24 protein-coding genes and 1 tRNA gene are annotated in these 26774 nt (G+C 67.2%); 7 read left to right on the top strand and 18 right to left on the bottom strand.

Annotated elements, in window-relative coordinates; translation table 11 throughout:
* Positions 1–131: 131 nt before the first annotated feature.
* Positions 132–206, bottom strand: a tRNA-Gly gene (locus J2Y55_RS23040).
* A gap of 200 nt (positions 207–406) precedes the next feature.
* Between J2Y55_RS23040 and J2Y55_RS23035 the strand changes: the two genes are divergently transcribed.
* The 5 genes from J2Y55_RS23035 to J2Y55_RS23015 all read left to right on the top strand — a co-directional run bounded on the left by J2Y55_RS23035 (position 407) and on the right by J2Y55_RS23015 (position 5046).
* Positions 407–1105, top strand: coding sequence for a DUF2459 domain-containing protein (locus J2Y55_RS23035; protein ID WP_310158292.1), 699 nt, complete (start codon positions 407–409; stop codon positions 1103–1105).
* Complete coding sequence (locus J2Y55_RS23030) at positions 1105–1668, top strand: prolyl-tRNA synthetase associated domain-containing protein (RefSeq protein ID WP_310158291.1); 564 nt, start codon at positions 1105–1107, stop codon at positions 1666–1668. Before J2Y55_RS23035 ends, J2Y55_RS23030 begins: the two co-directional genes overlap by 1 nt.
* 386 nt (positions 1669–2054) lie before the next feature.
* The gene (gene trxA, locus J2Y55_RS23025) at positions 2055–2954 is read left to right on the top strand and encodes a thioredoxin (RefSeq protein ID WP_310158290.1); all 900 of its coding nucleotides are present in this window, start codon (positions 2055–2057) and stop codon (positions 2952–2954) included.
* A 20-nt stretch (positions 2955–2974) separates the two neighbouring features.
* Entirely contained in the window at positions 2975–3646 is a 672-nt protein-coding gene (locus J2Y55_RS23020; protein ID WP_310158289.1) for an LON peptidase substrate-binding domain-containing protein, read from the top strand.
* Entirely contained in the window at positions 3643–5046 is a 1404-nt protein-coding gene (locus J2Y55_RS23015; RefSeq protein ID WP_310158288.1) for an MFS transporter, read from the top strand. The genes J2Y55_RS23020 and J2Y55_RS23015 overlap by 4 nt, the downstream gene beginning before the upstream one ends.
* 87 nt (positions 5047–5133) lie before the next feature.
* Here J2Y55_RS23015 and J2Y55_RS23010 read toward each other — a convergent pair whose 3' ends face one another.
* The 10 genes from J2Y55_RS23010 to J2Y55_RS22965 all read right to left on the bottom strand — a co-directional run bounded on the left by J2Y55_RS23010 (position 5134) and on the right by J2Y55_RS22965 (position 17056).
* The gene (locus tag J2Y55_RS23010; protein ID WP_310158286.1) at positions 5134–7026 is read right to left on the bottom strand and encodes a tetratricopeptide repeat protein; all 1893 of its coding nucleotides are present in this window, start codon (positions 7024–7026) and stop codon (positions 5134–5136) included.
* Entirely contained in the window at positions 7011–8231 is a 1221-nt protein-coding gene (locus J2Y55_RS23005; RefSeq protein ID WP_310158285.1) for a tetratricopeptide repeat protein, read from the bottom strand. The genes J2Y55_RS23010 and J2Y55_RS23005 overlap by 16 nt, the downstream gene beginning before the upstream one ends.
* Positions 8228–9664, bottom strand: coding sequence for a homospermidine synthase (locus J2Y55_RS23000; RefSeq protein WP_310158283.1), 1437 nt, complete (start codon positions 9662–9664; stop codon positions 8228–8230). Before J2Y55_RS23000 ends, J2Y55_RS23005 begins: the two co-directional genes overlap by 4 nt.
* A gap of 115 nt (positions 9665–9779) precedes the next feature.
* Positions 9780–10607 carry a phosphodiesterase gene (locus tag J2Y55_RS22995; RefSeq protein WP_310158281.1) on the bottom strand — a complete coding sequence of 276 codons (828 nt, stop codon included), beginning with the start codon at positions 10605–10607 and terminating at the stop codon, positions 9780–9782.
* A gap of 142 nt (positions 10608–10749) precedes the next feature.
* The gene (locus J2Y55_RS22990; protein ID WP_310158280.1) at positions 10750–12081 is read right to left on the bottom strand and encodes an ABC transporter substrate-binding protein; all 1332 of its coding nucleotides are present in this window, start codon (positions 12079–12081) and stop codon (positions 10750–10752) included.
* 27 nt (positions 12082–12108) lie between these two features.
* Positions 12109–12942: a carbohydrate ABC transporter permease gene (locus J2Y55_RS22985; protein WP_310158279.1), complete on the bottom strand. Its 834-nt coding sequence runs from the start codon at positions 12940–12942 to the stop codon at positions 12109–12111.
* Entirely contained in the window at positions 12939–13847 is a 909-nt protein-coding gene (locus J2Y55_RS22980; protein ID WP_310158383.1) for a carbohydrate ABC transporter permease, read from the bottom strand. The genes J2Y55_RS22985 and J2Y55_RS22980 overlap by 4 nt, the downstream gene beginning before the upstream one ends.
* Positions 13848–13983: 136 nt before the next feature.
* Positions 13984–14520 carry a GNAT family N-acetyltransferase gene (locus J2Y55_RS22975; protein ID WP_310158277.1) on the bottom strand — a complete coding sequence of 179 codons (537 nt, stop codon included), beginning with the start codon at positions 14518–14520 and terminating at the stop codon, positions 13984–13986.
* 245 nt (positions 14521–14765) lie between these two features.
* Positions 14766–15911, bottom strand: a complete 1146-nt coding sequence (locus J2Y55_RS22970; RefSeq protein WP_310158275.1) for a type III PLP-dependent enzyme — start codon at positions 15909–15911, stop codon at positions 14766–14768.
* A gap of 551 nt (positions 15912–16462) precedes the next feature.
* The gene (locus tag J2Y55_RS22965; RefSeq protein ID WP_310158273.1) at positions 16463–17056 is read right to left on the bottom strand and encodes a glyoxalase superfamily protein; all 594 of its coding nucleotides are present in this window, start codon (positions 17054–17056) and stop codon (positions 16463–16465) included.
* Between the two features lie 295 nt (positions 17057–17351).
* Between J2Y55_RS22965 and J2Y55_RS22960 the strand changes: the two genes are divergently transcribed.
* The gene (locus J2Y55_RS22960) at positions 17352–18938 is read left to right on the top strand and encodes an OpgD/OpgG family glucan biosynthesis protein (RefSeq protein WP_310158270.1); all 1587 of its coding nucleotides are present in this window, start codon (positions 17352–17354) and stop codon (positions 18936–18938) included.
* Positions 18939–18945: 7 nt separating this feature from the next.
* Here J2Y55_RS22960 and J2Y55_RS22955 read toward each other — a convergent pair whose 3' ends face one another.
* Complete coding sequence (locus J2Y55_RS22955; protein ID WP_310158268.1) at positions 18946–19515, bottom strand: DUF4337 domain-containing protein; 570 nt, start codon at positions 19513–19515, stop codon at positions 18946–18948.
* Between the two features lie 99 nt (positions 19516–19614).
* Positions 19615–20004 carry a RidA family protein gene (locus J2Y55_RS22950; RefSeq protein WP_310158266.1) on the bottom strand — a complete coding sequence of 130 codons (390 nt, stop codon included), beginning with the start codon at positions 20002–20004 and terminating at the stop codon, positions 19615–19617.
* 311 nt (positions 20005–20315) lie between these two features.
* Here J2Y55_RS22950 and J2Y55_RS22945 point away from each other — a divergent pair, with 311 nt between their 5' ends.
* A complete protein-coding gene (locus J2Y55_RS22945) occupies positions 20316–21026 on the top strand; it encodes an AprI/Inh family metalloprotease inhibitor (RefSeq protein ID WP_310158264.1) in 711 nt (236 codons plus the stop codon).
* 148 nt (positions 21027–21174) lie between these two features.
* Here J2Y55_RS22945 and J2Y55_RS22940 read toward each other — a convergent pair whose 3' ends face one another.
* The 5 genes from J2Y55_RS22940 to J2Y55_RS22920 form a co-directional block, all read right to left on the bottom strand.
* Positions 21175–21789, bottom strand: coding sequence for a GNAT family N-acetyltransferase (locus J2Y55_RS22940; RefSeq protein WP_310158263.1), 615 nt, complete (start codon positions 21787–21789; stop codon positions 21175–21177).
* Positions 21790–21906: 117 nt separating this feature from the next.
* Positions 21907–23325 (bottom strand): ABC transporter ATP-binding protein, encoded by a 1419-nt coding sequence (locus J2Y55_RS22935; RefSeq protein ID WP_310158261.1) that lies wholly within the window; start codon positions 23323–23325, stop codon positions 21907–21909.
* On the bottom strand, positions 23322–24281 hold the full coding sequence (locus J2Y55_RS22930; protein ID WP_310158259.1) for an ABC transporter permease: 960 nt from the start codon (positions 24279–24281) through the stop codon (positions 23322–23324). The genes J2Y55_RS22935 and J2Y55_RS22930 overlap by 4 nt, the downstream gene beginning before the upstream one ends.
* Positions 24278–25231, bottom strand: coding sequence for an ABC transporter permease (locus tag J2Y55_RS22925; RefSeq protein ID WP_310158258.1), 954 nt, complete (start codon positions 25229–25231; stop codon positions 24278–24280). The genes J2Y55_RS22930 and J2Y55_RS22925 overlap by 4 nt, the downstream gene beginning before the upstream one ends.
* Positions 25228–26766 (bottom strand): ABC transporter substrate-binding protein, encoded by a 1539-nt coding sequence (locus tag J2Y55_RS22920; RefSeq protein ID WP_310158257.1) that lies wholly within the window; start codon positions 26764–26766, stop codon positions 25228–25230. Before J2Y55_RS22920 ends, J2Y55_RS22925 begins: the two co-directional genes overlap by 4 nt.
* Positions 26767–26774: the final 8 nt, after the last annotated feature.

Raw genomic sequence — 26774 nt, 5'->3', positions numbered from 1 at the left:
CTGACCATGTAACCATACGGCAACCACGGACTTTCGCGGCATTTCGGAAAGGCCGCGGAGGGCCACGGCCCAAAACGCAAAAAGCGCCGGGAAACCCGGCGCCTTCGGCAGTCTTCAATGCTAAGATGTCCTGGAGCGGGAGAAGGGATTCGAACCCTCGACCCCAACCTTGGCAAGGTTGTGCTCTACCCCTGAGCTACTCCCGCGTCCGGACATGGTCGCGTCGTTTCCGGCGCGAGGCCGGCTTATTGCCTCAAAGCCGGACCCAGTGCAAGCCTCTTGTTGCAAATCTTCGCGCATGACCTCGAATAAGAACCGCGCTGCGCCCTATCGACCATGCGCAACGCGGCAGTAAATCATTGAAATTATGACGATAAATGCGACATCCAGCCGAACCGACAAAGGCTTGAACGCGCCGCTTCGCGCTGTGCGCAACGGGCTGGTGGGCTTGCTTGCCTTGATGCTGGCATCGGGAATAGCCCTGCTTCTCGGCGCGCTGCCCTATGGCTCGGGCGCGCAACCCTCCCCAGGCGATGCCGTGACAATCCACGTCGCGACCAACGGCTTTCATACCGATATCCTGGTGCCATCAGTCACCGCGACCAGGGACTGGCGGCCGCTGCTTGAGGCATCCCCGATCACGCGCGAATCGGCGGACGCGCCGATGATCGCCTTCGGCTGGGGCTCGCAGAGCGCCTATACCGAACTCGGCGCGATCACCGACCTTTCGCCGCGCCTGCTCCTGAAAGCCGCCGCCTTCGACGCCTCGGTCGTGCATGTGCAGCCGGTCGCAGCCATCCGGCCGGGCCCGAACCTGCTCACCTTCGATGTCACGCAAGCCGGCTACCAGGCCCTCGTCGATCATATCGAGCAGAGCCTGCAATATGGGCCCAGCGGGTCGCCGATCGTGCTGGAAGGGCTCAGCCACGGCCTGGGCGATGCGTTCCTGCGCGGGCGCGATCGCTTCTGGCTGTTGCGCAGTTGCAATGTCTGGGTCGGCGAAGGCCTGCGCAAGGCTGGGTTGCCTGTGGGACTGTGGACGCCGCTGGCGCAATCGCTCATGTGGTCGCTGAGCTGGAATGCGCCAGCCGCAACGAGGCCGTGATGATACCCCTGACGCCAGACGAACTCTGCGCCCATCTCTCCGCCCAGGGCCTTTCCTTCCACCGGCTCGACCATCAGGCCGTGTTCACGGTCGAGGAATCGGCGACGCTGCGCGGCAAGGTGCCCGGCCTGCACTCCAAGAACCTGTTCCTGAAGGACAAGAAGGGCCGGCTCTTCCTGGTCTCGGCGCGCGAGAACGCCCGCATCGACCTGAAGCGCCTGCATGAGGTGATCGGCGCGAGCGGGCGGCTGTCCTTCGGCTCGGCGCAATTGCTGCTGGAGAAGCTCGGCGTCACGCCGGGCTCGGTCACCGCCTTTGCCGTGATCAACGACCGCGCCCACGAGGTCACCATGGTGCTCGACGCCAATCTGATGACCGGTGGCGAGATGAATTTCCACCCGCTGATCAACACCGCGACGCTGCGCATCGGCCGCGATGACATGCTCGCCTTCCTGCGCGGCACCGGCCATGAGCCTATGATCGTCGATTTGCCGGTGCCGGACGATGTCAGCGCGAACCACGCCGTTATTGCGGGGCAGGCCACAGGTCTGAGCCCGGAATGACGGCGTGGTTCCCACCAAGACACCGTTCGGCAAACCCCTCAGCCCTCATCCTGAGGAGCGCTCCGCAAGGAGCGCGTCTCGAAGGATGCTCCAGGAGGCTCCCGAACCATCTGGAGCATCCTTCGAGACGCCGCTTCGCGGCTCCTCAGGATGAGGGCTAGAGGTTCCAAACGGGCGCAAAAGCCATCCGGCACTGGAGCCCGCTGATTTCGGATGGACCGAACGCATGAGAGCAATATCAATGCGAAAACCGGCTTCCACTTTTTCGCATCATGCTCTTGCCTCCCGATGGACAGAAGCGCTCAGCCTCCCCATCTATGGGCGGGATTGCGGCGATGGCCCGGTCCACCTGATTCCGACGACCTGATAGCGACGAAGGACGACCCATGCTGGTCAATGGCGATGCGGCCGAACAACCCGGCCTGATCAAGGACACCACGACGCAAGCGTTCCGCCAGGATGTCGTGACCGAATCGATGACGCAGCCCGTGCTCGTCGATTTCTGGGCGCCCTGGTGCGGCCCCTGCAAGCAATTGACGCCGATCATCGAGAAGGCGGTCAAGGACGCCAAGGGCAAGGTCAAGCTCGTCAAGATGAACATCGACGAGCATCCGCAGATCCCCGGCCAGCTCGGCATCCAGTCGATTCCCGCCGTGATCGCCTTCAAGCAGGGCCAGCCGATCGACGGTTTCATGGGCGCGCAGCCCGAAAGCCAGGTCAAGGCCTTCATCGAGAAGCTGGTCGGGCCGGTGGGGCCGGGCGAGGCCGAGGAGTTGATCGCGGCCGCGCAAGGCGCCATCGAGGCCGGCGACACCGCTGGTGCGAGCGAGCTCTATGCCGGGGTGCTTGAACTCGAGCCCGAGAATCTCGCCGCCATCGCCGGCCTCGCCCGCCTGCATCTCGACATCGGCGATCTCGAAGGCGCCAAGGGCATCCTGGCGATGACGCCGCAGGACAAGGCGGCCGACCCGGCGATCGCCGCGGTGCGGGCGGCGATCGAGCTCGCCGAACAGGCCGCCTCGCTCGGCGACACCGCCGAACTGGAAGCCAAGGTCGCGGCCGATCCCAAGGACTACCAGGCCCGCTTCGACCTCGCCGTGGCGCTGAACGCCCGCGACCGGCGCGAGGAGGCGGTCGATCATCTGATCGCCATCATCAAGGCCGATAGAGCCTGGAACGACGATGGCGCGCGCAAGCAGCTGCTGCAGTTCTTCGAGGCCTGGGGCCCGATGGACGAAAACAGCCAGGCCGGCCGCCGCAAGCTCTCGACCCTGCTCTTCTCGTAAGTATCAAGGAACCACCGCAGATGGGCATGAATGCCGTCTACAACGGAGCCGAGGATTGCCCGCTGGTGATCCCTGTCTTCCCGCTGGCCGGCGCCCTGCTCCTGCCGCGCGGGCAGATGCCGCTCAATATCTTCGAGCCGCGCTACCTCGCCATGGTCGACGACGCGATCCGCACCCATCGCGTCATCGGCATGATCCAGCCCGAGCCCGAGGATGGCCGCCAGACCGGCGAGCCCGAGCTGCTCCAGGTCGGCTGCCTCGGGCGGATCACGCAGTTCGCCGAGACCGGTGACGACCGCTATGTGCTGACGCTGACCGGCATCAGCCGCTTCCGGATCGTCGAGGAGCTCTCGGTCACCACGGCCTATCGCCAGGCCCGGATCTCCTATGATGATTTCCTGATCGACTTCACCGCCCGAGCCGGCGAGGACGAGGTCGATCGCAACGGCCTGCTCAAGGCGCTGCGCGCCTTCGCCAAGGCCAATGAGCTCAAGATCGACTGGAAGGGCGTCAACGAGGCGCCCAACGAGGCTTTGGTCAACGCGCTCTCGATGATGTGCCCCTTCGGCCCGCGCGAAAAACAGGCGCTGCTGGAGGCGCCCAGCCTGAAGAACCGTGCCGAGGTGCTGGTCGCGATCACCGAGATCGAGATCGCGCGCGGCGGCGGCGCCCCGGAGACCACGCTGCAGTGAACCTGGCCGTCGCGAGCGCGGATGCGCAGTCCATCAGCTATCCGCCGCGCCGCGCCGTCACGGCCTGGCTGTTCTTCGATTGGGCGGCCCAACCCTTCTTCACCCTGATCACGACCTTCGTCTTCGCGCCCTTCTTCGCCGCGGCTTTGGCCTCGGACCCGATCGAGGGCCAGGCGCTCTGGGGCTATGCGACCGGCTTCGCCGGCCTCTGCATCGCCCTGCTCTCGCCTTTGCTCGGCGGCATCGCCGACCGCACCGGTCCGCGCAAACCCTGGATCGCGACCTTCGGGGCCCTGCTGGTGCTCGGCTCAGGCATGCTCTGGTTCGCGGTGCCGGGCGCGGCCTCAGCGGTGCCGATCGCGCTTGCCGGCTTCGTCATCGCCACGATCGGCGCCGAATTCGCCACCACCTTCAACAATGCGATGATGACGCGGCTCGTCCCGCCGGAGCGATTGGGCTGGCTCTCGGGCACCGGCTGGGCGATCGGCTATCTCGGCGGCCTGCTCTCCCTGGCGATCACGCTCGCCTTGCTTGCAGCCGACCCGCAGACGGGCAAGACCCTGGCAGGGCTGACGCCGATCCTGGGTCTCGACGCCGCCGCCCGCGAGGGCGACCGCTTCTCCGGACCGCTCACGGCGCTCTGGTTCATCGTTTTCGTCGCGCCGATGTTCTGGCTGACGCCGGATTCGGCCAAGACCGGCATGCGGCTCGGCGAAGCGGCCAAGGGTGGCGTCGGCCGCCTGAAAGCCACGCTCGCCGAATTGCCGCGCCTGCCCTCGCTCGGGCGCTTCCTGCTCGCCAATATGATCTATCAGGATGCGCTGGTCGCACTCTTCGCCTTTGGCGGCATCTACGCCGCCGGCGTCTTCGGCTGGCAGACCATCGAGCTTGGCATCTTCGGCATCCTGCTCACCGTCACCGGCACGCTCGGCGCCTGGCTCGGCGGCAAGCTCGACGATGCGATCGGCGGTAAGCCCGTGGTGCTGGGCGCGATCGCCTGCCTGCTATTCGCCTGCCTCGGCATCCTCTCGCTCGGGGCGGACCATATCCTCTTCCTGGTCCCAGCCGCTCCCGCCACGGCGGGCGACGGCCTCTTCGCCTCGCTGCCTGAGCGGGTCTATCTCGGCCTTGGGCTGCTGATCGGCCTCGTCGCCGGGCCCTTGCAGGCCTCCTCACGCAGCCTGATGGCGCGGATCGCGCCCGAGGGCCGCGTCGGCGAGTTCTTCGGGCTGTTTGCGCTCTCGGGGAAGGTCACATCCTTCATGGGGCCGACGCTGGTGGCGCTGGCGACGACGATCTTCGACAGCCAGCGCGCCGGCCTGGCCGTGCTGATCGCCTTCTTCCTCGCCGGCGGGGCGCTGCTGGCCGGGGTTCAAGCGCCGGGACGACGCGGCGGCTGAAGGGCGCGGGGAGATGTCGTGGGTCAAGCCCGACCATGACGCGCGCCGTCATTCCAGGCTCGATCCTTCGGATCGCCCCGCGAAACCTCAAGGCGACAAGCCCAGCCGCCCAAGCGCCTCGCGCGCCTCCTGGAGCTGCGGATCGAGCGAAAGCGCACGCCGGTAATCGGCGACCGCCTCATCCCGGCGGCCGAGCGCCTCGCGGACATGGCCGCGCGTGTCATAGGCATAGGCCGCGCTCGGCGCCTTCGCGACTGCGCTGTCGGCGGAGGACAGGGCCTCACTGGCGCGGCCGAGCTTGAACAATGACCAGGCCCGCAGATTATGCGCGGTTGCGCCATCCACCCCGCGCGCCAGCGCCTTGTCGACATCGGCGAGCGCGGCTGCAAAATCGTCCTTCTCCGCCATCAATCGCCCGCGCTCGTAGAAGGCCGAAGCGAGCCCGGCCTGGCCGATATCGATCACGGCATTGAAATCGGCCAGCGCCGCCTCGGCATCGCCCTTGCGGGCGCGCAGCCTCGCCCGTTCGAACAGCACGGCGCCGGGATTGCCCGGGTCGAGCTCCAGCACGCGGCCGAGATCGGCAATGGCGCGGTCGAAATCATCGAGCCTGGCGCGCAGGAAGGCGCGCGACCAGTAGAGCCGCGGATTGGTCGGCTCGCGGGCGATCAGGTAGTCGTAATCGGCGAGCGCGAGATCGACCTTCTGCTGGCGGGTCAGAAGCTCGGCGCGCAGGCGCAGCGCCTCGACCGTGTCGGGCGCGCGCAACAGCGCCTTGTCGAGATCGACCAGCGCCTCCTCCGGGCGGTCCCGCTGCACCAGGATGCCCGCGCGCGCCGTGAGGGCGCCGGGCGAGGCCGGATCGAGCACGAGCGCCGCCTGCGCATCGGCAAGCGCGCCATCGAGATCGCCGCGCTGCGCCTTGGCCTGGGACCGGCCGAGAAGGCCTTGCAAGGCCTGCGGCGCCAGCCGCACCGCATCGTTGAAATCGAGGATGGCGCGGTCGAGATCGCCGCTGGCGCGATAGGCTTCGCCGCGCCCGGTGAGCACCGCGGCGTCATTGGGCCGCAGCCGCAGCAAATTGGTGTAGTCGGCGACGGCACGCGCCGGTTCCTTCAGACGCAGCGCCGCCTCGGCCCGCAATTGCAGCGCCTCGGTCGAGCCGGGCGCGAGGCGTAGCGTCTGCGAGAATTCGGCGACCGCGCGCTGGTCGTCGCCTTTCAAGGCAAGCACCTTGCCGCGTTTGACATGCACCGAGGCATCCTGCGGCACGAGCCTGACCGCCTCGTCGAGATCCTTCAGCGCGTCGTCGAGCCGGCCCTGTTCGAGGCGCAGCACGCCGCGATTATAGCGGGCATTGGCGAATTTCGGGTCCAGCGCCAGGGCCTTGTCGAAATCCGCCTCGGCGGCCGCGAAATCCTGCTTGAGGAAGAAGGCGGCGCCGCGGTTGTCATAGGCCTCGTGGAAATCGGGCTTGAGCCGGACGGCCTCGCTGAAATCCGCGATGGCGAGATCGAACTCGCGGCCATCGGCATATTCGACGCCGCGGTTGAAGTAATGCAGCGAGTTGCGCGGATCGCGCGCGATGATCAGGCCGTAATCGGCGATCGCCCGATCGCGCTCGCCCTTGTAGGAATAGGCCACGGCGCGGTTGGAGACATAGCGCAGATTATCGGGGTCGAGCGCGATCGCCGCGTTCAGCTCCTGGATCGCCCGCTCCTGGTCGCCGCGCTGGCGGAACAGATCGGCGAGGCGGCCATGCGCCCGCGCCCGGACCGCCGGCGCCTCCCGCGCGATACCGACAGCCGCGCGGCAATGCTTCCACAGCCCGGCCTCGTCGCTGACCGAGAAACAGGCACGCGCCTCGCGGCTGCTCTGGGCGGATGCGGTCTGCGCCGTACCGGGCCCAAAGAGCAGGGCGGTCGATGCGAAAAAGGCCGCCGGGCCAATCCGGAGCGCCCGCTTCATTCGGTCTCGCATGCCCTCTCCTGGGTCGTGGCGCCGCTGCCGGAGGCGGCCGGGCGCGGGCGCCAGCGGCGCGCCATCTCCTCGCCCTTGCGGATCTGCGCCGGCGTCAGCTTCGGCTTGAGCCCGTCGAGGGCGCTGCGCGCATCCGCGCCGTTCTGCGCGGCAGCCAATGTCAGCCACATCAGCGCCTGCACCGGATCGGCGGCGACGCGGGTGCCGTCCCGGTAGAAGGCGCCGAGATTGGTCTGGCCGTCGACATTGCCGCGCTCGGCGGAGAGGCGGAACAAGCGCAGCGCCTCGCCAAGATTCTGTGCCACCACGGTTCCGCGCATATGCATGACGCCGAGCGCATTGAGCGAATAGGCGAAATCCTGGTCGGCCGCCTTGCGGAACCAGCTAAGCGCTGCGGCATCGTCTCGGGCGACGCCCTCGCCGCGCGCATAGCGCAGGCCGAGATTATGCTGCGCTGCCGGGTCGCCGGCCTCGGCCGCCTCGCGATAGAGCGCAACCGCGACCGAAAGGTCGGCGGGCAGGCCGAGCCCGCGCTGATAGGCGAGCGCCAGCGAGGTCTTGGCCGGGGCGCAGCCGGCAGCCGCCGCCTTGCGCAGCCAGTCGACGGCCTGGGCCCGATCGCGTGCCACGCCGCGACCGTTCTGGAGCATCTCGGCAAAGCCCCGCTCGGCATTGACATGGCCCTGCTCGGCCGCCTGGCGCAGGAGGCCTGCGGCACGGCGATCGGCCTCGGCGTCGCCAGGCTTCGCCTTCAGCAGGGCGGCCGCCAGGTTGTATTGCGCGACGGCATAGCCCGCCGCAGCGGCCCGCTGATACAGCGCCAAGGCTCGCGCGGCGTCAGTGCGAACGCCGTCGCCGCGTTCATAGGCGGCGGCGAGATTATTGACCGAAGGCCAGTGATCGAGCGCCGCGGCGCGGCGGTAATAGGCCAGCGCCTTCTGCTGGTCGTGGCGCACGTCCAGGCCGTGCTGATAGGCCTTGCCGAGCGCAAACAAGGCCGCCGCATCGCCGCCATCGGCGCGGCGCTGCAACTCTGCGAGATCAGGAGCGGCGCTCGCCACTGAGGCGAGCGCGAGCAGAAGGGGAAGGCATAGCAAGGCCAGGCGCAGCATGACGCTCAGGCAAGCCGCGAAAGACGGCGATTTTGGGGAGAGGGCCGGCCGCATCTCCAGAGAGCGCGGCCGGCCCATGATAGCGCGTCTCACCGCACCAGGATGTTCCGGAACTGCCAGGGATCGCTCTCATCGATGTCCTCGGGGAAGAAGCCCGGGCGGTTGTCGAGCGGCGTCCAGTCGGTATAGGCGCCGGTGACCGGTCCGAGATAGGGCAGTTGCACCTCGAGGCAGCGGCGGAAATCCATCTCGTCGGCCTCGACGATGCCGGCGTTCGGGTTTTCCAGCGCCCAGACCATGCCGGCAAGCACGGCCGAGGTCACCTGCATGCCGGTGGCGTTCTGGTAAGGCGCGATCCGGCGCGTCTCCTCGACGGAGAGCTGCGAGCCGTACCAATAGGCATTCTTGCCATGGCCGTAGAGCAGCACGCCGAGCTCGTCGATGCCGTCGACGATCTCGTCCTCCTCGAGGATGTGCTGCTCCTCCTGCACCTGGCCGGCATTGCCGAACATCTCGTGCAGCGAGAGCACGGCGTCATTGGCCGGGTGATAGGCATAGTGGCAGGTCGGCCTGTAGACCGGCTTGCCTGCCTCGTCGCGCACGGTGAAATAATCGGCGATCGAGATCGACTCGTTATGGGTCACCAGGAAGCCGTATTGCGGCCCCGGCGTCGGGCACCAGGTCCGCACGCGGGTGTTGGCGCCGGGCTGGAGCAGATAGATCGCAGCCTTGCAGCCGGCCTCGTGCTCGCGGCCGTTTTCCGGCATCCAGCTCTCATGCGTGCCCCAGCCGAGCTCGGCCGGCTGCATGCCCTCGGAGACGAAGCCCTCGACCGACCAGGTGTTGACGAAGACACCGCGAGGCTTGGGATGTTTGGCGCGCTGCGTGTCGCGCTCGGCGATGTGAATGCCCTTGACGCCGACCTGCTGGGCGAGCTTGCCCCACTCCTCGCGCGTCTTCGGCTCCGCCACCTGCAGGCCGAGATCGGCAGCGATGTTGAGCAGGCCCTGCTTGACGAACCAGGAGACCATGCCGGGATTGGCCCCGCAGCAGGAGACCGCTGTGGTCGTGCCGGCCGGGCGGGCATGCTTGGCGCCGATCGTCGCCTCGCGCAGCGCATAGTTCGAGCGCTCGGCCGCGCCCTTGCTGTGGTCGAAATAGAAGCCGAGCCAGGGCTCGTTGACGGTGTCGATATAGAGGGCGCCGAGATCGGAGCAGAACTGCATGATGTCGAGCGAGCCGGTATCGACCGAGAGGTTGACGCAGAAGCCCTGGCCGCCGCCGACCGTGAGCAGCGGCTCCAGCAGCGTCTTGTAGTTCTCCTGCGTCACCGCCTCCTGAATGAAGCGGATGCCGCGCTCGTCGAGCAGGTCACGATCGGCATCGTCGGGCGCGATCACCACGAAGCGCGACCGGTCGTACTCGAAATGCCGTTCGATCAGCGGCAGCGTGCCGCGGCCGATGGAGCCGAAGCCGATCATCACGATCGGGCCGGTGATCTTTCCGTGTACAGGCCAGTTGCTCATTCTCGGGTTGTCTCCTTCGCGATTGCGCGTCGTTGGTGGAAATGGCCTTGCATGGCCATCGCCGGCTCGTAGGGGGGAAGCGAGCCCTGAGTCAAATCATGACCGGCCGGCTTTGCTAATGAGCTCCGGGATAATCGGCATCGAGCACGAAGGGATACGGCCCCGCGAAACGCTCGACATAGGCCGTGTGACTGACGAAGCCCGCGCCCTCGCGCCAGCTGTGCAGCAGATAGGCCGGCGGCTCCATATGGAAGGTCGCCGCGCCGTCATCGCTCAGGTCGAGCGTGACCTGATGCGTCACGCTGGGCGCGATCTGCGCGATGGTGCCGGCAAAGCGCGTCACGATCGGCCGGTGGTGATGGCCGCAGACGATACGCTCGACATTGGGATGGCGCGCGACGATGGCGGCGAAATCCGCAGCGCCTTCCAGCAGGCGGATCGCGTCCATATGCGCAATGCCGCAATCGAAGGGCGGGTGGTGCATGAAGATCGCCACCGGCTTGCCGTTCGCCTCGGCCAGCGCCCGCTCGAGCACGGCAAGCCGCGCAGAGCAGAGCCCGCCAAAGCTCTGCCCCGGCACCAGCGTGTCCAGGCCGATCAGGCGCATCGGCCCGAGATCGGCGACGAACTGGATGAAGCCGCCATCCCGCACGCTATGCGGATCGAGCGTCAGCCCGGCGACCAGCGTCTCGCGGCGATCGTGATTGCCCGGCAGCAGCAGGACCGGCATATCGAGCCGGCTCAGCAGGCTCTGCAGCAACTCATATTCCTCGGCCAGCCCGCAATCCGTCAGGTCCCCGGTGATGACCAGGAGATCGGGACGCGGCCGCAGGCTTGCGACCGCATCGAGCGCGCGCTCGGTCAGCGCATTGGTCTCGGAGACGCGATAGGCCGGCTTGCCGCGCGGGCGGATATGCAGGTCGGTGATATGGGCGATGAGCATGGCTGGTCTCTGAGATGGCAGCTCCGCCGTCATGGTCGGGCTTGTCCCGACCATCCACGTCTTCATCTGCCGAGGGTGGTGTCCAAGACGTGGATGCTCGCCACAAGGGCGAGCATGACGGTTGTGCGCGGGAAGGCCGGCCTCAATTCGTCGGCAGCTTCAGCGCGGTCTGCTCGACATAGGGGCGCATGACCTCGTCGGCGGTCTTCTGCGCCGCGACGAGCGCTTCCTTCGGCGACTTCTTGCCGGAGAGCACCGCCTGCAATTCGTCCTCGATCGCCTTGCGCACGGGGACGGTCTTGTAGGTCGCGAACCACGGCTTGGCGAAGGCGAGCTGCTTCACCGCGATGCCGGCATCGGGATTCTTGGCCAGAAACTCCTTCATCTCCGGCAGGTCGTAGGCGGCCATGTTCGGCGCGAAATAGCCGGTGGCGCGGCTCCACCAGCCGGACTTCTCGGGCGCGGTCAGCCAGTTGATCAGCGTCCAGGCGGCCTCGCGGCGCGCGCCCTCGACACCGGTCGGGATGACGAGCGAGGCGCCGCCGATCGGCACCTCGTTCTTCACGTTCCGGGGCACGAAGGCGACCTTGTAGGGGAATTTCGCATTGCTGCGGATATGCGTCAGCGAGCCGGTCGAGAGCAGCACCATCGAGGACTGGCCCGAAAGGAAGGCGCTGGAGACCGCGCCGCCCGCCTGCACGCCGGCGGGATGGACCTTGGCCTTGGCGACGAGGTCGGACCAGAAGGTCAGCGCGCCGAGCATGGACGGGGAGTTGTAATAGACCTCGCCGCCGTAATCGACATTGAACCACTGCCCGCCATTGGACTGGGTCAGCGCCTGCAGGATCCAGCCGCCGTAATCATAGTTGGACGGCATCGTGATGCCCCAGCGGGTGACGCGGTCGCCCTCGCGCTTGGTCAGCTTCTTGGCGGCGGCGGCAAACTCTTCCCAGGTGGTCGGCAGCTTGTCGGGGTCGAGGCCGGCTTCCTTGAAGTGGTCGGCATTGATGTAGAGCAGCGGCGTGGAATTGTGGAACGGCACGCCATAGACCGAGCGGTCGAGCACGGCATTGCCGTAGAGCGCCGGGAAGAACTGGCCCATGAACTGGTCGTTGCTCTTGCCGTCGGCCTTGATCAGCCCGTCGAGCGGCTGGATCTCGCCTTCGATCTTGAGGTCGAGCAGGAAGTTCGCCGACATGATCGCCGCCGCCGGAGGCTTGCCCGCCTTCATCGCGGCGCGGGTCTTGATCAGCGTCTCGTCATAGCTGCCGGTATAGACCGGCGTCGCCTTGATCGCGGGATGCGTCTCGTTGAACTCCTTGATCATGGTGGCCATGTCGCGGGCGAGCTGCCCGTCGACCGGAACCGGGAAGAACAGTTCGATCTCGGTGGGCGCCTGCGCGAAAGCAGGCGAGAGCGCAAGGCTCGCGGCGATGGCCGCGCCTGCGAGGACGGAGCGACGCGTGGTCGTCATGCGAGTGATCGTCATGTTGGCTACCTTTTACTTGATACCGGATGAGGCGAAGGAGTTGACGAAGGCGCGCTGGAAGAGCGCAAAGGCGATCAGGAGCGGTGCGCTGACCAGCAGCGTGCCGGCCGCGATGACGCCCCAGGCCTGCGCGCCCTCGGCGCCGCGCGTGAAGGTCGCGAGCCCGACGGTGAGCGGGCGCAGATCGGGCGAATTGATCACCATCAGCGGCCAGAGGAACTCGTTCCAATGCGCGGTGACGGAGACGATCGAGAAGGCGATCAGCGAGGGCTTCGCCAGGGGCAGATAGATGAAGCCGATGCGCTGCCAGACATTGGCGCCGTCGATCAGCGCCGCATCCTCGAGCTCGCGCGGGATCACCTTGAAGGCCTGGCGCATCAGGAAGGTGCCGAAGGCCGAGGCGAAATAGGGCGCCATCACGCCAAGCAGCGTGTCGTAGAGCCCGAGTTTGGCGACCATCACCAGATTGGGCACCATCAGCACGACCGGCGCGAGCATGAGCTGGAGCAGGAAGAGATAAAAGCAGAGCGTGCGGCCGGGAAACTCGATCCGCGCGAAGACATAGCCGGCTAACGTCACCGTGACGAGCTGGACGGCGAGGATGCCGAAGCTGATGATCGTGGTGTTCAGCGTGTAGCGCGGGAAATCGGCCGAGCCCCAGGCCTCGGCGAAATTGGCCAGCGTCGGGATGTAGCGCGGCACCAGCGAGGCCATGCCGGCGCCGACGCTCTCGGGGTTGAAGGCCGCGACCAGCATCCAGATGAAAGGCACCATCCAGAGCGCCGCGATGGCGAGCGTCGCGCCATAGCCGAGCCTGGGCGAAATCTCGCGATTGGCGACGCTCATGCCTCGCGCTCCCCGAAGGAGCGCTCGAGCGTGCGCAGCGAGGAGGCGGTGATGGCAAGCAGCAGCGCCAGCATCACCAGCGTGCCCGCCGCGGCGCGGCCAGCGTCATAGCTCTCGACCGCCTGCTGATAGACATAGAACAGCAGCAGATTGGTCGAATCCGACGGTCCGCCCTTGGTCAGCACGAAGACGTGGTCGACCTGCGTCACCACATTGAGCAGGCCGATGACCAGCACGAAACCGATCGTCGGCTTGAGATAGGGCAGCGTGATGTAGCGCAGCCGCTGCCAGGGACCGGCGCCGTCGAGGATCGCCGCCTCATAGGCATCCGCCGGCACGGCCTGGAGGCCCGCCAGGAAGAACAGCATGTAGTAGCCGGCGTTCTTCCAGATCGTCAGGCCCATGATCGAGTAGAGCGCGACATCGGGATCGCCGAGCCAGTTCGGCCCGCTCAAGGCGAGCTTGGCGAGGTGGTAGTCGAGCAGGCCGACATTGGGCAGGAACAGGAACAGGAAGATCGAGGCCGCAGCCACCAGCGGGATCAGGACCGGCAGGAAGAACAGCGCTCGGACAAGCGCATTGACCCGGTTCGACTTGGCCAGCGCCATGGCGAAGCCGAGCGCCAGGACGAGGCTGGGGACCACCGTGCCGAAGGCGTAGACCAGGTTGTTGGCCAGCGCCTTGCGGAAGGCCGAATCGGCGAAGAGCTTGAGGAAGTTGTCGAGCCCGACATAGACCTGCGGCCCGCCGATCTTGCGCTGGTTGTGCAGCGCCTGCCAGGCGACCTCGACCACCGGCCAATAGGTGAACAGCGCCAGGAACAAGAGCGAGGGCGACAGCATCGCGAAGGCGAGCAGCGTCGTGCGCCGCGGCCGCCATTTCGCGGCCCGCCACTGCGTTGCCATTCCCGTCACGAGTACCGCGTCCGCCATCATCCCACCTTTGGCGGGGGTCATGGCGGCGATGGGCGACGAAGCCGCTACAGATCAATGACGAAACCATGACAGACCCGGCCAATGGCCGGGTCCGGGTGGCTTATTTTCAGGCAGCGCGCCGGATCGGCTCCGCGAAGACCGGTGCGGCGTCCAAGCGGCCCGTCGCGGTCAGCATGCCCCTGGCGCCCGCGAGCGCACCGTCGCGCAATTCGAGCCCGAGGAAACGCTCGCGCTCCACGGGACCCGGCATGGCGAGGTCGCGCGTCAGCGCGGCAGAGAAGCCGAAGCGCTCGTAATAGGGCGCATCGCCGACAAGCAGGATCGCGCCATGACCACGGCAGGCGGCGCGCCAGATCACTTCCCGCATCATCGCCTTGCCGACGCCCTCGCCCTGCAGCGCAGGCGCGACAGCCAGCGGGCCGAGCAGCAGCGCCGCGACGCCGCCGGCCTCGACATGCCAGAGTCGCACGGTGGCGACGACTTCGCCGTCGCGCTCGGCGGTCAGGGCGAGACCTTGCGCCGGCAAACGGCCCTCACGCAGGCGCTCGCTCGACTTCGCCGCCCGGCGCTCGCCGAGGCACAGATCGAGCAGGGCCTCGCGGGCCACGGCATCGGAGGGGATTTCCTCGCGGATCGTGATCATGACGCACCTCCGGCCGGAGCGCCTGCAAGACAGCCAAGGCTGCCCAGACCTTCCCGGCGCCGCGCGAACGCGGCCACAAGACTAAAGGGATGTGTGGAAGAGGGTCCGGCGGGAGCCACGGCCGCGGCGCTCCCTTCTGGAGGCGCGGACGCTCCGCCCGAAATCGCTGGGCGGCCTGCCGCTCATGGCAGGGCGCTTCGTCGGACCCGATTGGTGAGGAGCGCGGGAGGCCGCGCCCCGTTTCGTCAGATGACGTACTGCCTCAGCGGCGGGAAGCCGTTGAAGGCGACGGCCGAATAGGTCGTCGTATAGGCGCCCGTGCCCTCGATCAGCACGCGATCGCCGATCTCCAGGCTGAACGGCAGCATGTACGGGGTCTTCTCGTACATGACGTCGACCGAATCGCAGGTCGGGCCGGCGAGCACGCAAGGCACCGTCGCATCGCCGTCACGGGCGGTGCGGATCGGGTAGCGGATCGCCTCGTCCATGGTCTCGGCGAGACCGTTGAACTTGCCGATGTCGAGATAGACCCAGCGCACATCGTCGCTCTCGGCCTTCTTCGAGATCAGCACGACCTCCGCCTCGATCAGGCCAGCCTCGCCGACCATGCCGCGGCCCGGCTCGATGATCGTCTCGGGCAGCTGGTTGCCGAAATGCTTCGACAGCGCCCGGAAGATCGCATCGCCATAGGACGGCACGCCCGGGATCGGCTTCAGGTAGCGCGCCGGGAAGCCGCCGCCGAGATTGACCATCGACAGCGAGATACCGCGGGTGGCGCACTCCTTGAAGACCGCAGAGGCCGAGGCCAGGGCGGAATCCCAGGCGTTCACATTCGCCTGCTGCGAGCCGACATGGAACGAGATGCCATAGGCGGTCAGGCCCAGACGATGGCCGTGCTCGAGCACGTCCGCGGCCATTTCGGGCACGCAGCCGAACTTGCGCGAGAGCGGCCAGTCGGCGCCGGCGCCGTCGCAGAGGATGCGGCAGAAGATGCGCGCATCCGCCACGCCGACCTTCTCGGCCGAACGGGAGACCTTATCGACCTCGGCCGTGCAGTCGACGGCGAAGAGGCGCACGCCGAGCTCCATGGCGCGCACGACGTCGCGCTCCTTCTTGATGGTGTTGCCGAAGGAGATGCGGTCGGCGGTTGCGCCAGCCGCGAGCGCGAGCTCGATCTCGACGACCGAGGCGCAATCGAAGCAGGAGCCGAGCTTGGCCAGCAGCCCAAGCACTTCCGGCGCGGGATTCGCCTTCACCGCGTAGAACACGCGCGTGTCGGGGAGAGCCCGCGAGAAGGCATGATAATTCTCGCGCACGACATCGAGGTCGATGACGACGCAGGGCCCATCCTCACGGCGGGTACGAAGGAATTCACGGATGCGCTCGGTCATGAGACGCTACTCCTCCGGCGCAAGCGGCGCCGATGCGACGTGAAGCCGGCTGAGCCGTCAGCGATTCAAGGCGCGATGGAGACGCCGAGAACAGCCGAACAACTAAGTCCGGACTCTGATAACCGTCGCTTGGGGAGACCCCGCACGCCCGGCAATGAAGGACAAGCCTCTTCGGTGCTGGTCTTTGGAGGACCAGCGAGACCAAAAAAAGCCCGTTCCGTCGTTGCTTTAAGCTGCGTCCCCCGTGGAGATTCGGGGTTCGCCGGTTTCGCCTCCGGCTGCCAGTCGCTGTTCGGTGACAGTTCCCTTGGGAGGAACCGGGAGCGTGATTTGAGGGGATATCCATCCCCCTCCATCCGTCTCCAACACCTGGCGGCTGTCCGGCCTCTTGTCCGGATGCCCACCGACTGACACGCGGCCACAGGCACGTGCGAATTGGGTGAACGCGATATACGGATTGCGGACCCCCACTACAAGTTTTTTTTGACCCTCGCCGCGGATTTTTTGACGAACGCGGCCGGCAGGCCGCGTTCGTCTTTCCCATGAAGGACTCAGGCCCGCTTCTCGCAGAAGCGGATGCGATTTCCGAACGGGTCCGGCACTTCGAGCATGCGCCCGCCCGGCCCCTCCTCCTGGATTCCGGGCTTGGAGTAGGCGTAGTCCTTGCCGATCAGCTCAGTGCGATAAGCGTCGACGCCCTGCATCCAGACGAACACGGTCGAGCCCGGGCTGGCATCGCCGTGATGCTCGGAGAGATGCAGCTTCAGACCGGAGCGCGAGAGCTGCATGTAGATCGGGAAATTCTCGCCATAGCGATGGTCCCAATCCAGGCTGAAGCCGAGGAAGCCCAGATAGAACTCCCGGGCCTTCCCAACATCGAAGATCCGCAGGATCGGAATGCCCATCTGCAGGCTGACGCCGTCGGCAGCGGCGCCCTCGCCGGCCGGCACCGCACCCGTATCGCCGATCTTGTCGCCGATCTTGGCGGCGAGCACGTTCCAGTCGTCATAGCCGAACTGGCGGGCGACGATCTCGAGCGACTCCGAATGGGAAAGCGGGACGTGTCGTGCGGCCCGGGTCTCACGCAGAGATAAGGTCTCGCGCAGAGTCCTGGCCATCAGCTTCGCATCGCGAAAGCTACGCATCATGGTGATCCTTCTCGTCGGCGGACGCAGCGATCAGGGCTCGCCTTGCTGATGACGTCCACCGGATCGAGCGGGATCAGGAACGGGATCTGGATGCATTCACCATACCCTTGCGGGCGCGAGCGGCTGGCTGCATCCGGCCAGGACGAAAGAGTAGAAATCCGCCTGCGGGATTGTCAACGGCGCGCGGCGCGCCAAGCTGCCGCGCCTATGCCCTAGACCGGCCCCAATTCATCGCCTAAGTCACTGTCTCGACACGCCTTCACAGGCAATCGCGATAGGGTTTCCGCGTCACATGATCCAAACCGACCGCCGCCAGGTCCTGGCAGGCCTCGCCGCCGTTTTGAGCCTCTCAGCGGCGCCTTCCGCCTTGCTGGCGCAGCAGCCCGAGCCGCAGCAGCCGGCGCCGGCGCCGCCGCAGCCGCGCTTCGGCTTCGATGAGGTGGTGCGCCGCGCCCGCGAGATCTCCGGCGTTCCCTATGAGCCGGGCCCGACGCTGCCGGAGCCGCTCTCGAGGCTCGATTTCGATTCATGGCGCGATATCCGTTTCCGGCCGGACCGGGCGCTGCTGGCGCAGAACGGCTCGCCGTTCCGGATGCAGATGTTCCATCCCGGCTTCCTGTTCACCCGCCCGGTGGTGGTCAATGTGGTGCGCGACGGCGTACCGACGCCGGTGCCCTACTCCGCCAGCCTTTTCGACTACGGCAAGGTCAAGTTCGAGAAGCCGCTGCCGGTCAATCTCGGCTTCGCCGGCTTCCGGCTGCACTACCCGCTGAACGATCCGCGCGTGCTGGACGAATTGATCTCCTTCATCGGCGCGAGCTATTTCCGCGTGCTCGGCCGCGAGCAGCGCTATGGCCTCTCCGCGCGCGGGCTGACCATCGGCGCGGGCGTGCCCGGCGGCGAGGAGTTCCCGATGTTCCGGGAGTTCTGGGTCGAGGCGCCCGCCGCCAATGCCGACCGCGTCACGGTCTACGCCCTGCTCGATTCGGCCTCCGTCACCGGCGCCTATCGCTTCCACATCTATCCCGACGTCGACAGCGTGGTCGACATCGCCGTCACCCTGTTCCCGCGCAAGCCCATCGAAAAGCTCGGCCTCGCGCCGCTGACCTCGATGTTCTTCACCGGCGAGAACGATCGCCGCTTCCATGACGATTTCCGCACCGAATTGCATGATTCCGACGGGCTGATGATCCATTCCGGCACCGGAGAATGGATCTGGCGGCCCTTGCGCAACCCGCGCCAGCAGGCGGTCTCCTCCTTCGTCGAGCGCAATGTGCGCGGCTTCGGCCTGATGCAGCGCGACCGCGTCTTCGAACACTATCAGGATCTCGACCTGAGCTATGAGCTGCGGCCGTCCTATTGGATCGAGCCGCTGGGCGATTGGGGCGAGGGCGTCGTCGAGCTGGTCGAACTGCCGACGACCGACGAGACCAACGACAACGTCGTCGCGCTCTGGGCCCCGAAGGCGCCGCTCGAACCCGGCCGCGAATTCTCCTTCGGCTACAAGCTGACCGCGATGCTCGATTCTGCCGATCTGCATCCGGGCGGGCGCATCATCAACACCTATCAGGCCAAGCCCAAGGCACTCGGCTCGGGCGAGCCGGTCACCGAGGGTGCCCGCCGCTTCATCGTCGATTTCGCCGGCGGCGACCTCGAATACCATCTGCGCCAGCCCGACAAGGTCGAGATCGTGCCCTCGATCGCCTATGGCCGCATCGACCGCGCCTTCATCGTGCCCAACCCCAAGACGCAAGGCTTCCGCGCCTTCATCGACATCGTCGTCGAGCCCGGCCAGATCGCGGAGATGCGCGCCTTCCTGAAGAGCGGCGAGAAGACCCTGACGGAGACCTGGAGCTATCCCTGGCGGGCGGAAAGCTGAGGCCCACTCAGGTCAGCAGCTTGACCAGCCAGTCCGGATGCAGACCCCAGCCGAGGAAGCCCGCCAGCCCCATCACGATGCCGGTGCCGCCCGACACCCAGGCCAGGCACAGCAGCATCCAGCTCTCGGTCAGGGCCGCGACCGCCGCCGCCGCGATGGCGATCGAGATCAGTGCATCGGAGATGTCGAACTGATCGTCCTGGAAGTTGAGCTTCTCGATCGAGGCCTCCAGCCCCTTCGCTTTTGCGAACAGCGTCTTGGACGAGGCGTCGTAGCCGGCGATCGCCTCGTCGTTGCGCTTCCGCTCCGTCGCGACCGCCTGCGCATCGAGACCGGGCAGGTTCGCCGTGAGGCGGATCGTCTGATTGGCCGCCTCGACGATGCGCAGCTTCATCCGCGCCGCCTGATATTCGTTCCAGCTATCGACCGAATCGGCCTTGGCCGTCTGGATGGCCTGGACGATGTTGTCGTCCTTGATCTTGGAGACGGCGGTGAATACCGACAGGATGACCACCGTCACCGCGACGAGGCTGTTCATGCGCTTGTTGGCGCTGTCGCTCTTGGTCTCGATATCCATGATGCCCCGCTTGTTCCGTCTACTCCGGCAATAGCTGATTCCCGGCGCGTGCGGGCATCGCGCCCCGGAATCTCTCGACCGCGCCCGGCGCGGCCGCTCTCACCCGTCCGAAGCTGCGGCGACGACCTCGATCTCGACCTTGAAGGCCGGCAGCGTGAAGCCCGAGACGATCATCAGCGTCGAGGCCGGCGGCGGCGAACCGACATGGGCGTCGCGGGCTTCCATATAGCCCTTCATATGGGCGCGGTCGGTGACATAGGCGTTGATGCGGACGATATCGGCCAGCGTCATGCCGGCTTCACCAAGGATTGCCGCGATATTGGAAAAGCAGAGATCGGCCTGGGCGCGGACATCCTCCGGAACCGTCCCGTCCGGGGCGACGCCGAGCTGGCCCGAGCAGAAGACGAGCCGCTGGCCGGCCGGCACTTCGACGCCATGGCTGTAGCGGGCGAAGGGTTTGGCGATCGTGGACGGCGCGAGCGGCTTCATGGCACGAGTGACTTCATGGCAAAGGTCTCCAGGCAGGCAGCAAGACTATGCCCCGCGAGCGCGCCTGGAACCAGAGCGCGCGGCGCGGGTTCGCAAGAGGCCGGCCCTGTTCTAGATCATCGGCCCGAAAAGTGGGAACCGGTTTTCGGGACAAGCCGATGCACAATCAATGTTTTACAGCATCAGACCGAATACGATATTCGGTCTGATGCTGTAAAAGAGCGTAACGATGTCCTGCTCATGCCATGTTCAGCCGGCGTAGCCATGATCGGAAACAAGACGTGCAGAATGATGATCGGATGGAACGCCGCATGACGACCAAGATCGCAGGCAGGCCTCGCACCGCAAGCGCGGCCATGTTCCTCAAGGCCGCCGGCCTCGTGCCTCTGCTCGCCTTGACCGCCTGCGCGGGCTCGCAGCGTTTCAGCTTGGACGGACCTGGCCGATCAGGCATGCCGACCTACGATCCGCCGCCGCTGCAATCGGCGCCGCCGATCAGCTCCGCGCCCGTGACCTCGGAGCCGCTGCCGCCGCCGGGCGGCTATCCCGTCGCCTCCGCGCCGGCCTCGCCCGGCGCGTTGCCGCCGCCGCAGGACCCCTACTACAATCCCAATGCCGGCGCTCCCGTAAGCGCGGCCCCGCCCGCCGCCCAGCCCGGCGAGGTGCCGACCTTGCGTGGCGGCGGCGGTCAGGTCGCCACATTGGGCGGCGGAGCCGGCCCGGCGCGCGGCGCGGTCTCGTCGCGCGATGGCATCATCGGCAACTGGACAGCGCGCGAAGCCACCGGCGGCTCCTGCAAGGTCCAGCTCTCGAGCGCGCCGGCGCTCGACCTCTACCGCGCCAACGCAGCCGGCTGCGCCAATCGCGACCTGCAGAAGGTCACCGCCTGGGACTATCGCGACGGCGAGGTCTATCTCTATCAGCAGGGCGGCTCGGTGGTTGCGCGCCTGCGCGCCAGCGATGGCGGCGCGATGAACGGCGCCGTGACGAAATCGGGCGCCGCGCTCTCGCTCAACCGCTAGGTCTGATCGATATTCGAGCTTCGCCTTAAATCGTCATTGCGAGGAGCGTCAGCGACGAAGCAATCCAGAAGGGCTCGCTCGACGGCCCCTGGATTGCTTCGCTGCGCTCGCAATGACGATTTGAAAGCGCTCTGGCGGCGCGAGCCGGTCAGGCGCGCGAAGAGCGTCCGAACAAGGCCTGCGGCCAGAATTTGCGCTGCAGCGAGAGTGCCAGCGTGGCAAAGCCCTTGGCGTTGTCGAAGGCCTCGTCGAGGATGGTGAAAGGCGTCGGTCCGCCGGTCGCGATCGAGCCCTCGACGTCGTTGTAGCCGCCGACGAGATCGGCCTCGAACTTGCGCGCGAGACGGCGCATCGCCGCATTCTCCGGCAGGCAGGTCATGTAGAGCGTGCGGATGCCGCGATTGCGCCCGGCCGTGATCAGGCGGCTGAACAATTGCTCGCCGAGCCCGCGCCGGCGCCAGGCCTTCTCGACGCTGAAGGCGGCCTCGCCGGTCTGGGTGGCGACGTCCTCCAGCCCGCGCAATTCGGCCGCGCCGCGAACCTCGCCCTCTTCGATATAAGCGTAAACCAGCCCGCCGACGCCGAAGGTCGTGGCGGCGTAGTTGACGAGGAAATCATCGTTCACGGCCGTGCCGAAACGCTCGCGCCGCGTCACCGCGTCGAGCCGAAGCAGATGGGCGGTGAAGATATCGCGTTCCGTGGGCCAAAGCCGACGGATTTCACCATGGCCGGTCACAGCGCCGGCTTGTTTGGAACTTGCCAATGTCATCTCCTGTAACAGCGCGAAATCGCTGCGCTACCGACCAGGAGGCGTGTCTTCCCTAACTCGGACATCAGATCGTATGTTGCGGCGCACAATACAAGAGGCGCGCGGCTGAATTCAGCGCCCGATCGTGATCACGTCGTCGGCCGTCGCCGCCAGCAGGGCCCGGTCATGCCCGATCAGCACAAGTCCGACCCCCTCGCCCGCGACGACCTCCCGCAGCAGCGCGATCGTCTCGCGCTGGACCAGCGGATCGAGCCGCGAGGTCGGCTCATCGGCCACGATCAGCTCCGGCTTCATCAGCAGGATGCGCGCCAGCGCCAGCCTTTGCGCTTCCCCACCCGAGACCTCTCCTGGCCGGCGCCGCAGCAATCGCGGATCGAGCCGCAGCCGCTCGAGCAAGGGCGGCAGATCGCTGGAGAGATCGAGCTCGGGCGCGACCTGCGCGAGGTCGGAGAGCTGCAGGCCGATGCTACGGCCGGGCAGGAAGACGCTGGCGGGATCCTGATGCAGCTTCTGGTAGCGGCGACGCAGGCGCTTCAGTGCCGCGCGATCGCGATAGGGGTCGGCGCCGGCCCAGCTCACCTGGCCGGCGTCGGGCGCCTGCAGCCCGAGCAGGATATTGCCGAGCGTGGTCTTGCCGCAGCCGCTGGGGCCGGTGAGCGCGAGCACGCCACCGCGCGGGACATGGATGTCGAGCCGCTCGAACAGTGCAGGCCGGCCGCGGAAGCCGAAGCGCAGGCCATGGCCGGCAAGCACCGGAGCATCGACCGCGCAGCAGCGCAGGCTCGGCCGCCAGCGCGAGGGATCAGCCTCGACCCAGGCGCGGGTATAGGGTTGGCGCGGCGCGGCGAAGACGGCCGCGCTCTCGCCCTGCTCGACGATGCGGCCCTCGCGCAGCACCGCGAGCCGTCCGCCGAGCGCGCGCGCCAGAGCAGTATCATGCGTAATCACCATGAGCGCCCGCCCGGCCTGCCCAAGCGAGAGCAGGAGATCACGCGTCTGGTCGAGCCTTTCGGGATCGAGCCCCTTGGTCGGCTCGTCGGCGATCAGCAACGGAGCACGCCCGACCAGCACGGAGGCGACGAGCACGCGCTGCGCCATGCCGCCCGACAGCATCGACGGATAGGCCTGCGCCACCTCGGGCGCGAGCCCGACCGCCTGCAGCGCCGCCACCGCATCGCCCCGCCCCGTCCTCTCGAAGAGCTGGCGGCCGATCCGCATCGTCGGGTCGAGCGCCGCGCGCGGCTCCTGCGGCAGCAGCATGGTCTCGCGCGACCAGAACAGCCGCAGGAGCCCGGCCTGCCCGGCATCGACCGCCGCATGGCCGTTGATCGCGATCGTCCCGCCCGCCGTGAAGCCTTGCGGCAAGAGGCCCATCACCGCCTGGGCGATCAGGCTCTTGCCGCTGCCGGTCTCGCCGATCAGGACCAGCGTCCCGCCGGCCTCGACCTCGAGATCGACGTCAGCGACCACTGTCGCGCCATGGCCGTCGCGAATGACGAGACCGCGAATGACGAGGGCGAGCGGGCTCATCCTGCGGTCTCCTTGCCGGAATCGGGCTCCGACAAGGCCTGCCCGAGCAGCGTCGCACCGAGCACGGAGATGAAGATCGCCAGGCAAGGCGCCGCCATCTGCACCGGCGCCTCGGAAATGTAAGGCAGGAGTTCGCCGATCATCGCGCCCCATTCCGGCGTCGGCGGCTGCAGGCCCAGCCCCAGGAAGCCGAGCGCCGAGATCGACATGATCGCGGCCCCAAGCCCCAGCGTCGCCAGCGTCGTGGTCTGGCGCAGCACGGCGGGCAGGACGTGGCGGATCAATAGAGTGCGCGCCGGGAAGCCCGCCAGTCGCGCCGCCTCGACATGGGGCTCCTTGAGCTCGCCTTGCGCGATGGCGCGCGCCATCCGGGCGAATTGCGGCCACAGCGTCAATTTGATGCCGATCAGCATCGGCAGCACGCCGCCGCCAAGAAAACCGGAGATCAGCAGCGCCAGCAGGATGCCGGGAAAAGCCAGCATCAGATCGGCGAGACGCATGATCGCCATGTCGCTCCAGCGCCCGGCATAGGCAGCGATCAGGCCGAGCCCAAGACCGACTCCCGTGGCGGCGCCGACACAGGCGAGCGCGATCCCCAGCGAGCGGCCAGCCCCATGCGCCAGCCGCGCGAACACGTCGCGCCCGACATGATCCGTCCCGAGCGGATGCGCGAGCGAGGGCCCTTCGAGCGCATGCAGCAGATCCTGCATTGTGGGGTCATGCGGCGACAGCAATGGTCCAAACATGGCAAGCCCAGCCACGACGGCCAGCAGGACGAGCGGCAAGGCGAGACCAGCCTTCAACCTATATCCGCCTTCCGCCCTTACCCTGGCGAGCATTCGGAACGAATGCGTCTCGAAGGTTACGCCGGCACGCTCCGGATCATCCTGCGAAACGGAGCTGCGCGGCTCTTCGGAATGAGGCTTGGTGAGTTCGGAAAGCGCCTGCCCGCTCATGCCGCTGCCCTCGCGGCCTGGCGCGGATCCAGCGCGAGGCAGGCGAGATCGGCCAGGAGGTTGACGCCCGCATAGACCAGCCCGATCACCAGCCCCGCACCCATCACCACCGGCACGTCGCGGGCGAGCAGCGCCTTGACCAGCAATTCGCCCAGCCCCGGATAATTGAACAGCATCTCGACCACGACGAAACCGTCGACCATGTAGGCGAATTGCAGGGCGGCGAAAGTCGCGACCGGGATCGCCGCATTGCGCACACCGTGATGGCGGAAGGCCGATGCGGCCGAGCGTCCCCTGATCCGCGCAAAGGTCATGTAGAAGGCGCCGCGCACCTCGACGACCGCGTTGCGGATGACCCTGACCGAGAAGGCCGCCAGGCCCAGCGCCAGCGTCAAGGCCGGCAGGACCATATGCGCGCCTGTCCGGTAGCCCGCCGGCGGCAGCCAGCGCAGGCTGAGCGCGAAAACCGAGATCAGGCCGATGCCGACGAGGAAGCTCGGCAGCGAGGCGAGTGCCACGGCGATGCCCGTCGTCACGCGGTCGAGCCATCCTCCCGGCGCAAAACCGCAGGCGATGCCGAGCGGCAGGGCGATGAGATAGGAGACCAGCCAGCCGAGCGCGCCCAGGCCGAGCGTGAAGCGGCCATGATAGGCGATCTCCTGTCGCACCGGCTGGCGCGAGACCAGCGACTGGCCGAGATCGCCGGTCGCGACGCGGCCGAGCCAGGCGGCGTATTGCACGGCCAATGGCCGGTCGAGACCTTCCTCGCGGCGGATGCGTTCGGTCGTCTCGACCGTCACCCGCTCATCGCCGACGCGAGCCGCGGCGACGCGAAGCGCCATGTCGCCGGGCAAGGCATGCATGAAGGCAAAGCACAGTGTCGCCAGCAGCCAGGCCGTCAGCGCGGCCTGCGCGGCGCGCGCGCCCAGCAATGCGAGCGCCGGCCTCACTTCCAGGCCATCCGTTCGACCAAATAGCGCATCTCATAGGGGTCGATCGCGACGTTCTTGATCCGCCCGGAGACCGCGACGCTGTGTTCGGTCCAGGAGACCGGGACGGCGGGCATCTGGTCGTGCAGCAGGGCGATGATCTGCCCCCGCAGTTCGTCCTTGCGAGCGTCGTCGAAGCTCGCGAGATAGGCGTCCGTCAGGGCCTTGACCTGATCCCGACCATCCCAGCGCACCGTCCCCCAGACCGAGCGCTCACGCGCGAAATCGGGGATGATCGTCGCGATCGGCTCGGGCACATTGACATAGGTGCGCGAGACCAGCGTGAACTGCATGGTCCCATCCTTGATCGCGGCGGGAACGCTGTTGCCGGGACCGACCTCGATGGCGACATCCATGCCGATCCCACGCAATTGCGCCTGAATGGCCGAGGCCATGACCGGCAGCTCCGGCCGGTTGACCAGCGTCAGGAGCTTGGCCGCGAGGCGCACCCCGTCCTTGACGCGGATGCCGTCGCCTGCCGCGACCCAGCCGGCTTCGTCGAGCAGCTTGCGCGCCGCGGCGGGATCATGGGGGATGGCGGGCAGACCCTGGCGATGCCAGCCCGTCATGATCGGCGGCAGGAGCTGCGAGGCGCTCGAATCCGGATGGCGCAGGATCGCCTTGGCGATGCCGTCGCGGTCGACCGCCATGGCGATGGCGCGGCGGACGCGAAGATCGGAGAATTGCGGCAAGCCGCTGTCGAAAAACAGCGCGCGGATCCGCGGAATGGTCAGGCTCTCGACCTTCATCTGGCCGGCGGCATTGATCCGCGGCGTCGCGGTGGGGCTCAGCGTGTAGACGAGATCGGCGTCCCCAGCGATCGCGATATTGGCGCGGGTGTCGCCGTTGACCACCGCCGTGTAGCGCAGCCTGGCGATGGCGGGCCTGGTCCGCGCATAGCCTTCGAAACGATCGAGCTCCAGCGTCGTCTTGCCGTCGATCGCGGCGAGCTTGTAGGGCCCGGTCGCGACGATCTTGATGACCTTGCCGTCAGCACCATAAGCGGAGGGCGCGAGCACGATCGACGCGTAATCGCACAGGAAAGCCGGCAGCACGCTGAAGGGCGCCTTGGTACGGATCACAACGTCGGCGCCATCGAGCGACACGCTGTCGAGCGGCACGGCCGAGAGGCTCTCGCCGATGAAGGACTGCTTCAGGCTGGCCGCCACAGCCTGGGCCGTCACCGGGCTGCCGTCATGGAAGCTCAGGCCCGCGCGCAGCTTGAAGCGCCAGCTCAACTTGTCCTCGGAGACCGACCAGCTTTCGGCGATGCCGCCGACGAGCTGGCCTTCCGGCTCGACCTGCACCAGCGTCTCCGCGACCCCGAGGCGGGTCAGGATATAGCCGATATCGGCCGGATCGTTCGAGGTGTACTCCCAGGGCGCGACGACGCGCAGGACAGGTTCGCCCTGTTGGGCCAGGGACGGCATGGCCGCGAGCGGCAGAATGAACGCGCCGGCAAGCAGAAGGCGGCGGGTCAGGCCCCACGATGTCATGATTAAAT

Origin of the sequence: Allobosea sp. BE125, from assembly GCF_031456075.1 — a bacterium.
In the GTDB taxonomy this organism is placed as follows: Bacteria; Pseudomonadota; Alphaproteobacteria; order Rhizobiales; family Beijerinckiaceae; genus Allobosea.
Note: the sequence above shows the minus strand (reverse complement) of the source record. Positions and strands in the feature narration are given on the sequence as shown.